Annotated in this window: 10 protein-coding genes; all 10 read right to left on the reverse strand. The window is 49.6% G+C overall.

What is annotated here, in order from left to right:
• Positions 1–22: 22 nt before the first annotated feature.
• The 10 genes from ACN0YN_RS28585 to ACN0YN_RS28630 all read right to left on the reverse strand — a co-directional run bounded on the left by ACN0YN_RS28585 (position 23) and on the right by ACN0YN_RS28630 (position 9114).
• On the reverse strand, positions 23–3961 hold the full coding sequence (locus ACN0YN_RS28585) for a leucine-rich repeat protein (RefSeq protein WP_417388305.1): 3939 nt from the start codon (positions 3959–3961) through the stop codon (positions 23–25).
• Between the two features lie 129 nt (positions 3962–4090).
• Positions 4091–4348, reverse strand: a complete 258-nt coding sequence (locus tag ACN0YN_RS28590; protein WP_417388306.1) for a hypothetical protein — start codon at positions 4346–4348, stop codon at positions 4091–4093.
• Between the two features lie 112 nt (positions 4349–4460).
• Positions 4461–5084, reverse strand: a complete 624-nt coding sequence (locus tag ACN0YN_RS28595) for an SMI1/KNR4 family protein (protein ID WP_417388307.1) — start codon at positions 5082–5084, stop codon at positions 4461–4463.
• Positions 5077–5424, reverse strand: coding sequence for a hypothetical protein (locus tag ACN0YN_RS28600; RefSeq protein ID WP_417388308.1), 348 nt, complete (start codon positions 5422–5424; stop codon positions 5077–5079). Before ACN0YN_RS28600 ends, ACN0YN_RS28595 begins: the two co-directional genes overlap by 8 nt.
• Before the next feature lie 32 nt (positions 5425–5456).
• Positions 5457–6287: a HEAT repeat domain-containing protein gene (locus ACN0YN_RS28605; RefSeq protein ID WP_417388309.1), complete on the reverse strand. Its 831-nt coding sequence runs from the start codon at positions 6285–6287 to the stop codon at positions 5457–5459.
• Positions 6284–6958, reverse strand: a complete 675-nt coding sequence (locus tag ACN0YN_RS28610) for a hypothetical protein (RefSeq protein ID WP_417388310.1) — start codon at positions 6956–6958, stop codon at positions 6284–6286. The genes ACN0YN_RS28605 and ACN0YN_RS28610 overlap by 4 nt, the downstream gene beginning before the upstream one ends.
• Positions 6959–6996: 38 nt before the next feature.
• Positions 6997–7683: a hypothetical protein gene (locus ACN0YN_RS28615; protein WP_417388311.1), complete on the reverse strand. Its 687-nt coding sequence runs from the start codon at positions 7681–7683 to the stop codon at positions 6997–6999.
• 41 nt (positions 7684–7724) lie between these two features.
• Positions 7725–8177: a hypothetical protein gene (locus tag ACN0YN_RS28620; protein ID WP_417388312.1), complete on the reverse strand. Its 453-nt coding sequence runs from the start codon at positions 8175–8177 to the stop codon at positions 7725–7727.
• A gap of 125 nt (positions 8178–8302) precedes the next feature.
• The gene (locus ACN0YN_RS28625) at positions 8303–8821 is read right to left on the reverse strand and encodes a hypothetical protein (protein WP_417388313.1); all 519 of its coding nucleotides are present in this window, start codon (positions 8819–8821) and stop codon (positions 8303–8305) included.
• 35 nt (positions 8822–8856) lie between these two features.
• Positions 8857–9114: a hypothetical protein gene (locus ACN0YN_RS28630; RefSeq protein ID WP_417388314.1), complete on the reverse strand. Its 258-nt coding sequence runs from the start codon at positions 9112–9114 to the stop codon at positions 8857–8859.
• Positions 9115–9751 lie beyond the last annotated feature (637 nt).

Here is a 9751-nt window from a genome sequence, read left to right on the forward strand (position 1 = left end):
ATAACAGGCAGAAGAAACCAGTTCATTTCGACCAGTTCAGTTTATAGGAAGACTGAAAGACGTGTGAGTCTGGCAGCTTCTGCTGCAGTTGTGAGACCTGCTGCTGAGAGAGACTGGAATGATAAAATCCGAGCAATGCAACCGGTTTGAGCTGACTGAGATCATCGACCGCAGTTTCAGGAAACGAAACAGCGTAAAAGCTAAACTCTGAGATGTGCTTCAACCGGGTGATCCGTTCCAGTTGTTCCTGGTCGAGTTGGCAATCAACGATACGAAGTGCTTTTATTTTCGGTAACGCATTTAAAACTTCGATTCCATCCTCAGTCAGAAAGCGACCATCTAAGGCAAGCGAATTCAGATGGAGCAGCGATTTTAAGTTCGTGAGCCCCGCTTGACTGAGCTGAGTATTGGCAATACTGAGGGTTGCCAATTCCGAACAGTTGAGAATCTGTGGCCAGGCTGCATCTGAAATATCAACCCCATTCAGGTAAAGCCTTCTCAATCTGCTGGAAAGAAATTTCAATCCCTGCTCGGTGATGCGGGTCCCGCTCAAATCCAGACTCAACAGGGCAGGGAATTTCTGAAGCGCTTTCAATCCCGAGTCAGTCACCTGTGTTTCGCTTAAGTTAAGTAGATTGAGATCAGGAAGCTTCTGAAGATGTCTCACCATCTGATCTGTCACCTCAGTATTGGACAGATCAAGCGACTGCAGGTTTGCGATCTTACTAAGCGAAGCCACACCGGCATCAGTGACTCTGGTTTCGCTGAGATAAAGCCTCCGCAGTTCAAACAAATCCTGCAACGACTCCACGCCCGAGTCTCCCACAGCGGTCTGGTTGAGATTCAACTCTCTCAGGTTGAACATCGCTCCCAATACCTTCAACGTACGATCATCGATACTGGTCTGAGAAATATTGAGACTGTTCAGTTTCTTCAGTTTAGCCAGCGATTGAATCCCCTGATTGGAGATTTGGGTTCCCTGCAAGTTGAGCGAAGTTAAATTCTCCAGTTCTGCCACGGTCTGCAAACCGGCATCCCCCATTTTCGTGTTACGCAGCTCGAGGTGGGATAAATAGACCAGACCTGCCAATGATTTAAGACCAGCGTCTGTAATTTGCGTTTCATTCAACGCCAGACTCGACAGGCCTCTGAGCTGACCGATGTGAATAAGATCAGCGTCTGTGACAGGCATACCGTTGAGGTTCAGCGAAGACAGGTTTTTACAGCCAGTAATATGCCTGATTCCTGCGCCGGTAATTTTTGTTCGCCAGATACCGATACTTTGCAAAGAAGTGAGAGGTGCAAGGTTCGCCAATCCTTTGTCATCGATGTCAGTCTTGCTTAATTCGAGATAACTCAGGCCAGACAAATGAGAGACAGATTTCATTCCCTCACTGGAGACAGCAGTCCCGGACAAATTGAGCGATGTGAGTGCTGTCAGTTTTTCAATATGTTCCAGACCGGCATCAGTAATGTTTGTATCGGCGCAGTTCAGATTTTTTAAATTTCGGCAGTCCGCCAGGTTTTCCAGTGTGGTATCGCCAACAGACGTCTCCTGTAGAGAGAGACGCGAAAGACGAGGCATATTTTGAAATGTCTTACTTCCCGCATCGGTGATCCTGGTTTCTGACAGTGTGAGTGATTCCAGACGCTGCAACTTTGCCAGCGACTGCAGGGTTTGATCTCCCACCTGTGTCTGACTCAAATTCAAGGAATTCAGGCCTGATGCCAGAGCCAGCTGAGATCCCGCGGTGTCATCCAGAGCAGTGTAAGATAAGTCAAGCGAATACAGACGAGGTGTAAAAGCAAGAAACCCAAGTCCCCGGCCTGTGATGGAATTCGAGGAACAGTTCAAACTAAACAGGTCTGAAAGTCGCGACAGGGCCGCCATTCCTGTATCGGTCACATTCGTATTCTGAATGGAGAGAGAACTGATTTTCGGAAACTGGCTGAGAGCCTGTAACCCGGCATCATTCAACTGGCTGGACCAGAGATCGACTGTTCTCAAGCGAGGGAGGTTTGTTAACCTGGCAAATCCTTCGCCGGTGATTTCCGTCTGGCTTAAGTTGAGCGATTCCAGCTGCGGCAGGTTATCCAACCGGGCGAGTGCATCGTCTGTCAATTCAGCTCGATAAAGATTCAGGTACTTCAAATTCTGACAACCGGACAGTTGCCGGACTGCGTTCTCTGATAAGCTGGTTCCTGATAAATTTAACTGCCTGAGATTCTGGAGTTGGCGGAGCGTTTCCAGTCCCCCCTCAGAAATATGAGTATGGGACAGATCCAGATTATCAAGAGCGTGCATCCTGGCCAGATGTTTGATTCCTGGGCCAGTAATTCCCGTTTGCCCCAGTCGCAATGTCTGCATCTGTGGCATGCCCTGCAAGGAATTGAGGCCGACATCAGTAATCTGTGTTCGACTCAAATCCAGAAATTGCAATTTGGAAAAGGCCTCCAGATGGGACATATTCGCATCATTCAACCCGGTATTACTGAGAGTGATTCTAAGCATTTCTGTTGAATTTGTCAGATATTTCAAGCCACGACCAGTGAATCCCGAACCAGTCAGGGACACCGACCTGAGTGTTTTGAGTGAGGCCAGGGGGGCCAGAGTCTCATCTTGCAGTTCGCTGTCCCTGAGAAAGAGTTGTGTCAGTCTCGTACTTCGGGCAATCGCTGCCAGCACCAGAGGACTGGCGTGATAAAGGGTCAGTTCCGGGATGCCTGTCCCACTGGTGATCAGGGTAAGAGCTTCGGCATCAATGTTCCTGCCACGGAGGGTCATTTCACTCACTTCACCGAGCACATTCAGCCGGGCTATCAACACAGCGGCTCTGAGATCCAGATCATTCGCATAGATTTTATATCCAGAAGAATAGTGGATGATAGAAAAACCAAGTGATTCTAATTCTACCAGCACTTTCTTCTGTCCCAGAATTGCCGAGAGCGGAATGATCGTTACTTTTCCGTCACTGGTCTTCAGGGCCAGCAATCGTCCGTCTGAACTCACGACGTGTGCCTGAATCGGATCAGAATGGAATTGAAACTGAAAACGAATTCTCTGCTGGTCGGCGTTTTTCTCGAAAGCAAAATGCGACCGGTCCTCGGAACCGTCTGTCTTCTGAGGAGGGCTATCCGGGTATAAATAGATTCGTTTATTGAGCTTCTCCTTACGGAGCAGGTTTCCGTTTTCCGCATTCCAGATGTGGGCATTGCCCTGCATCAGCAGGTTGAGTTCTTTCCCATTCTGCGAAAAGGCCATCCCCTGGATCAGACCGGGAGCGTTCCACGTCCTGACAGACTCTCCTGTCTGTGCCTCCCGAATACTGACTACACCTCCCACATGGGAGGTCGCGATGTGACGGCTGTCAGGTGATAGAGTCAGATTGCTGATCGGAGCGTCAAAGTCGCACAATTTTTTCTCCGGATATCCCTGTGATTGTTCGTAGCGAAATAACTGGCTGGCAGTGGCGCGTAACAGTGCCGTACCATCAGGCGTATATTTCAGAATATCGCCGGCTGTAATACCAACCTTGAGCACGTGCTCATTCTGTTGTGTGACAAGATTGATGATCTCAATGGCATGGGGGTAGCCTAAAGCGCATCGTGTACCATCAGGAGAGACCGCAATCACCAGTGGTTCACGGTCGAGATCGACTGCTGACTGCTGTTTTTTGGCAGCGACCTGAATGACCGTCAGCCGTTTGTTCCCCGATGTAGATACCACGACCTTTCCATCTCCGGAAACCGCCAGTTGTTTGACAGGCACGTTCTTCCAGTCCAGCGTAAAGTGAGAGTCGCTGAACACTGATACGCCGACATCTTGAGGAGACTGATCCTGCGAGTGGACCTGGTTGCCTTTGGTGAGCCCCTGATCGGACTGCGCCAGCAGATGATGTGCAGAGAAAACGAAGATCTGTCCCAGAGACAGCAAAACCGTGAGCAGTCTGGAAATCGTCATCAACACACATCCCTGTTTCGTTATTACGGTTCACTGTGACGGATTCTGCGAAAACAATGCTTCCTGTGAGATTGAAAGCATGTCATTATTCGTACAGTAACAGACTTGAATACGAAATCAAGGCATTACTCAGATCAGCCTTAACCAGAGATCGACGTAGGACTGAAACAGGTCGCGGTACGAGGCGCTGCACTCGGCGGGCCAGCTGAGCGGTGCGTAGAGAAAATTGACGAGGCGAATCTGGTCGGGGGACATGTATCCTGAGGAATAACTGAAAATGGCAATCACAGGGCCGACACTGAGTACATAGATCAGAATCAACAGGCCCAGCATGAAACAAAGCGAACGCAGAATGCTGGTGACCTTCGTTTGTTGATGTGCAGGCATGTTCGGATTCCCTTTAGAGTTGCTGATCAGGCAGATAGTTTAATCAATTCGGGAATCCTGGTAAGAGCAAAACCAGGCCAAAGGGAGTCACTAACCATTTGTGCCACTACCATCACCAAATCAGATCGCTCCAGAAGGGGATTTCACGATAAGTCTCAAGAAACTGTGACTCTGTCTCCTCTGCTTCTTGATCTTCCAAACCGTATCCTTTTTCAATAACACCAAATTCCTGGACCCAATAATCCCACAGATTCAGCCCATAATAGATGATGTCCGTCTGATGGACCGAAAAGACAGGATTACCGGCTTCAGCAGGAGTCGCGGGGATGTAGCGGTGGGAACAGACGGGAATCAATGTGGGAGCTTGTGACACATACCGGTGTGCCACTTCAATCGCTGCCTGGATCACATCCGGTTTCTTGCCCCATTCATCTAACCAGAACGCGTTGTGTTCGATATCAAAGACCATCCCCTCCCAGGGCCAGTTGAGTCGCGTTTGCAGATCATTATTATTTCCTGCTCGCCAGTCGGGGAAGGCATTTGAACGGCCTGGCTGATTCAGTCTGACTGGTAAAGCGGCTTGCAGAAACGCCCGTAGATCGGGTGGAAAACGAAAGCCAAATGTCGTTTCTGTCTGTTCTACTTCCTGATCCGTAAGGCCCGGTTCGAAGTGAACGCCCCGGTTCTGCAGCAGTTCCATCGCTGTTCGGATTTCCGATTCAAACGGTCTACTCATCGGTTCCGTTTTCGTTGTCTTTCAGTCGGCCGCTGATCTCATCCCGCATTTTCTGCTGATCCTGCATCACTGCTTTTATGATTTTTGCTGCCTCGGTATCTTCTGCTTTCAGCGCATCGACGGCCAATGCCAGCTGTTTCTGATTCGCAGTTAACAGGCCCAAGACTTTTTGATCGCGATCTGAAATAACCTTTGTGATTTCTTCGATCTGCTCCTCTAAGACAGTTGTCTGATATTCCAGCGTTTTGAGTTGTGCTTTGATGCTTGGCTCAGAGCTACAGGAGACAGCACCTGGCAGGAACAGGGCCACTAAAAACAGGATTGCATATTGTGTTTTCATTCGTATCTCCCGGCAGTTCTCGCTCAGCTGATTTAAGAGCTGTGATTTTCACTATCCATGCTAACCACTTTTTGAAACCCGGAACAGCCTTCGATCCAGTCAGAGGCATTTTGAAAGATCGTTTCTACGGGGATATCTTCCGGACGATCGCAGGGGGGAAATTCAAAGCCGACCTTGTCCCCTAATCCACAGATGTGAAACAGTAACCTGGTGCGATCCTGCTTTGATAACGTGTGATGTGTCGCAATGAGATCATGTAGAAAGTGCAGGCCCCGGGGATGGTTCAGAATCGCCAGGGCACAGGCATTCGTCAGTCTCCCGAACAGGCTTTCCTGCTGCATCCCCTCCAGCAGGAGTGGTAAACCTGCATCGGAATGTAAATTTGCCAGCCTGAGGGCCGCTATGTGGCGTAAATCAGGATCTGGATCGTGATTAAGAATCGACAGCAGCAAATCGATGGCTTCGTCGTGTGGGAGAAAATAATGAATATTAATTGCTGCACCGCGCAGATTACTGTCTGCTGATTCAATAAAAGGTGCAAAGTCATCGCGGGACTGGATGCCTCCCAGTGCCCCCATCGCATTGATCACAGCAACCAGTGTGGTCGGAAAGGTCTCCGGCTGCAGCCATTCGGAGAGGAATGGTAACCAGTCTGCATCGCTGCTTTTCCCGATTTCCTCAAAAGCGACCACCTGAACCAGATTATTCTTACTGTGACAACCGGATTTAAGATACGCTTTCCATCGCTCGCTGCCTGGTTCATATTCCGACAGCGCCGCCAGAAATTTGCCAGTATTGCGACCGGCGCTTTCACAAAACGTGATCAAATCGAGTGCATTGGAGCGGGGATCGGACATGTTCATGCCGGCTGGACCTTGATTTCTTCAGCAGAGAAGGGAAAGCACAGAAGTAATAACATCACGGGGGGCATCAGCATCAGGAACAGTAACACGAGCAATAACGAGATTTTGGCTCCGAGAACTCCAAGAAGGGAACGACGATTCCTGTATTTTGCAGGAGCGGCATAGCGCTGCTTAACAAAGTGTGCCGAATCGTAAGCGATGCCGAGATCGGCAATCGAATGAAAGGGTGTGACGATCTGATTGAAAGGCCCCACTTCCGGCTCAGGATCCCCGAAAAACAGCAGGAGAATCGTGGCGAGCCCCACAGGGATGAAGTACAGGAATAAATGTACGTTGATGCCGTTGTAATAAAAGAGGAGCAGACAGACAATGAACAGCAGGGCGGCAATCGGTCGGGTCCAGGGCCGCAAACGGGAAGACTGCCAGGAAACCGTTGAATTAGAATCCAGAAACAGCAGCAGGCGTTGAATATAATCCCAATCCTGTTTTGTCAGAGTGCTCGCAGCCTTCTCTGAGTAATACGAGAGCTCTAACGAAACATGATAAATGGCCTGATCAGCAGAGATATAATTTTCTAACTGACACTTTTCGAAATCAGCAGCTGTCGCTTTTCCGTCCAGGTAGCGGCGTATCAGTGCCGCCAGTTGATTGCGTGCATCGCGATTTATCATTGTCGGATTCCATTCTACAAGAGGGAGCTTAGAATCAATCACGCCGTCTGGACTTGAACTTCGTAATCTGGTCCCAGGCAGCACAGATAATATAACAATATTGGCGGCACACAAATGCAGAGCAGAAAAAAGAAAAACAGCATCATATAACCTTCGATAAGCATCATATAAACTTCGATAGAGGACTCTTTACTGCTGTGACTCTGTGAAAAACAATAACGTTGCTTGACGAAGTTTGCCGAATCGTAAGCGATGCCGAGATCGGCAATGGATTGAAAGGGAGTGACGACTTCCTCAAAAGGCCGGACTTTTGACCTGGGTGACTGAAAATACAGCAGCAGCAGGGAGATGAGCCCGATGGGAATAAAGTACAGGAATAAATTTAGTGTGAAACCGGTTGTCAGCGCGATGACCAGACAGGTGAATAACAGGGCTTCGGCTACTGGCTGTGTCCAGAGTCGGTAAGGAGCAGTCTTCCAGGAAACCGTTGAATTAGAATCCAAAAGCAGCAGCAGGCGTTGAATATAATCCCAATCCTCTTTTGACAGAGTACTCGCAGCATTCTCTGAGTAAAACCCGATCTCTAAGGAAACATGTGAAACGGCCTGATCAGCGGAGATGTAATTTTCTAACTGACACTTTTCGAAATCAGCAGCTGTCGCTTTTCCGTCCAGGTAGCGGCGTATCAGTGCCGCCAGTTGGTTGCGTCTTTCGCGATCGATCATCGTCTGTCTTCCCGTTATGAGAGGGGACTCAAAAAAATGGTTCAGCAGCGCAAGTCGTAAAACAGGGAGTAGCAGTTGACGGTGCCATCCTGATCGTAAACGGCCATGATCACTTCACCCGGATTTTTGAACTGGATCTGTCCTTCCTCTTTGCCACACTTCCAGTAGAGTCCCCCTTTGCGGGTGAATTCGTCCAGATCGGAATCGGCCCGGAAGATCCGCATGGAGGCCGGCAGCAGAGAAACCCCTTCTTTAGGATCGGTCGGTTTGCGCACGGCGGAGGTAAAGACGAGACGGTATCCAGACGGAGTGGTCTTGAAAGTCTGCTGGGCGGTAAACATGAACCGGGCAGGATTTTTGCTGGCATCCTTCAGCATTTTATCCTCCGGTTGAGCGGTCTCTGCGGCACCTGCATCACGCGCTGCCAGTGCCCCCAGGCCCAGACCGAGTCCTGCGACCATTTTGACGGCATCTCTTCTGCTTAAATCACTCATCTCTGCCTCCCGAGACCAGGCATCAAACGCCTGCTAAATCGTTATTGAAAAGATTCCTCAGAAAAAACCGCGTGCATGATGAAACCGTTTTCTCTCCCTGAATCATATCAGACAGCAGACAGCATTCAACGTTTTTCCGCTGGAGGTTCGTAGCGGGAGAGAAACAGCTGATAGTTCACTTTCGATCGGGATCTGGTGGTGGTCGAACCCAGGGTGGTTTCTGAGTCCGTTTCAATCCTGCCCACAGTGGTTGACTGGTCGACTTTCAGGTCGAGGGTCGTCTGGATCTCGCTGCGATTCAGCACCGTTTCGGTGATGACGGTGCCATCCCTGTCGATGGCGACCGGCACGACATTTCCCACATCAAGCAGTCGCTGGTAGCGCAGGCTTGCTTTGAATGTTCCTTCTTCCGCATAGAATTTGCCCGACAGGATTTGCGTTTCCGGCCCTGAAATTACTTTGCTGTGAAACAGTTCATTGAGGCGTGCCACCACTTCGATACTTTGCAGGACCTTCTCCTGCGGCGTGTCTTCGGAAGATTTGACGTAGCCCACGGCATCCAGGCGCAGCAGATAGAGTTCCTCTGCTGCTGCGGTTCCGCAGGTGGGAAAACAAACGAGAATCAGTAAGAGCCATTTCAACATCGTGTTTTCAGGTTCCTGTAAAAGCAGTGCGGGTATTAAAGAATGTCTTCCCAGAACTCAACATATTTCTCAGCGATGCTCAATAAAAAATCGTTACTGTTAACAGCCCAGATTACGGGAGTGTAGAAAGACTCAATCCGTCCAAGTGTTTCAGAAGAGACATCGTCCCGCAGGCCGGAAGGAGTGACCAGATATCCGGAAACGGGACCGATACTCAAGACATACAGCACCAGCAACAGGGGAAGCGCCCCGGACAGAAATCGCATGAGAATGGATCGTTTATTTTCCGACATCGGAATGTCTCCTGAGGTCAGCAGTGGGAACGGTCCTATTTTAATCAACTGCAGGAAAAACGTAACCGCAATTCCTGAAAAATCGTACAGCAGGTTCAGTGGATGGAGTTTCTCATACCGGGAATTCCCCAATGACAGGTTTCGTGTCATTTCGTGTCTTTAGTGGTAAAAATAATGCATTACGAAGGTTTCATCTGTTCCCATACCGGTGTGAAACCGGGTCGAACATCGCCAGGCAGGCGGACACATGGGCCACGCACCTACGGCAGGGGAGGTGGGTAACGTAAAACTGAATTGTGTGATTTCACTGACAGTTTCCTGTTGTCTACGACAACCCCGGGAGGGTTTCTCTCAAATCATAGCAGCACCGTCGGTCAAGCCGAGCGGTGGCACACGAACGACTGATCTGACAAGAATGATTACCCAACTCCAGATAGATTTCCGTGTGCCACGGTCCGGCTCGTCCGGCCGTGCCTGGTAAATATAGGACGCTCGGTTCTGGAACGAATACGGCAGCGGCAACCTCCTGCTCGCTCCGCTCGGCCCGAATTGCATTCGGACTTATCTATGAAGAGCATCTTGTCAAGTGGTTTTATTCTTCGCGCATGGGTACCTTTCTGAGACTGAATCAAGCGGT

It is taken from the genome of Gimesia sp. (genome assembly GCF_048260065.1).
GTDB lineage: Bacteria > Planctomycetota > Planctomycetia > Planctomycetales > Planctomycetaceae > Gimesia.

What these genes read in the sequence shown, in the direction of transcription:
- ACN0YN_RS28625 (WP_417388313.1), bottom strand. Translation starts at nt 8,821, where the DNA reads ATGTTGAAATGGCTCTTACTGATTCTCGTTTGTTTTCCCACCTGCGGA.
- ACN0YN_RS28630 (WP_417388314.1), bottom strand. Translation starts at nt 9,114, where the DNA reads ATGTCGGAAAATAAACGATCCATTCTCATGCGATTTCTGTCCGGGGCG.
- ACN0YN_RS28600 (WP_417388308.1), bottom strand. Translation starts at nt 5,424, where the DNA reads ATGAAAACACAATATGCAATCCTGTTTTTAGTGGCCCTGTTCCTGCCA.
- ACN0YN_RS28585 (WP_417388305.1), bottom strand. Translation starts at nt 3,961, where the DNA reads ATGACGATTTCCAGACTGCTCACGGTTTTGCTGTCTCTGGGACAGATC.
- ACN0YN_RS28610 (WP_417388310.1), bottom strand. Translation starts at nt 6,958, where the DNA reads ATGATAAATCGCGATGCACGCAATCAACTGGCGGCACTGATACGCCGC.
- ACN0YN_RS28590 (WP_417388306.1), bottom strand. Translation starts at nt 4,348, where the DNA reads ATGCCTGCACATCAACAAACGAAGGTCACCAGCATTCTGCGTTCGCTT.
- ACN0YN_RS28615 (WP_417388311.1), bottom strand. Translation starts at nt 7,683, where the DNA reads ATGATCGATCGCGAAAGACGCAACCAACTGGCGGCACTGATACGCCGC.
- ACN0YN_RS28595 (WP_417388307.1), bottom strand. Translation starts at nt 5,084, where the DNA reads ATGAGTAGACCGTTTGAATCGGAAATCCGAACAGCGATGGAACTGCTG.
- ACN0YN_RS28605 (WP_417388309.1), bottom strand. Translation starts at nt 6,287, where the DNA reads ATGAACATGTCCGATCCCCGCTCCAATGCACTCGATTTGATCACGTTT.
- ACN0YN_RS28620 (WP_417388312.1), bottom strand. Translation starts at nt 8,177, where the DNA reads ATGAGTGATTTAAGCAGAAGAGATGCCGTCAAAATGGTCGCAGGACTC.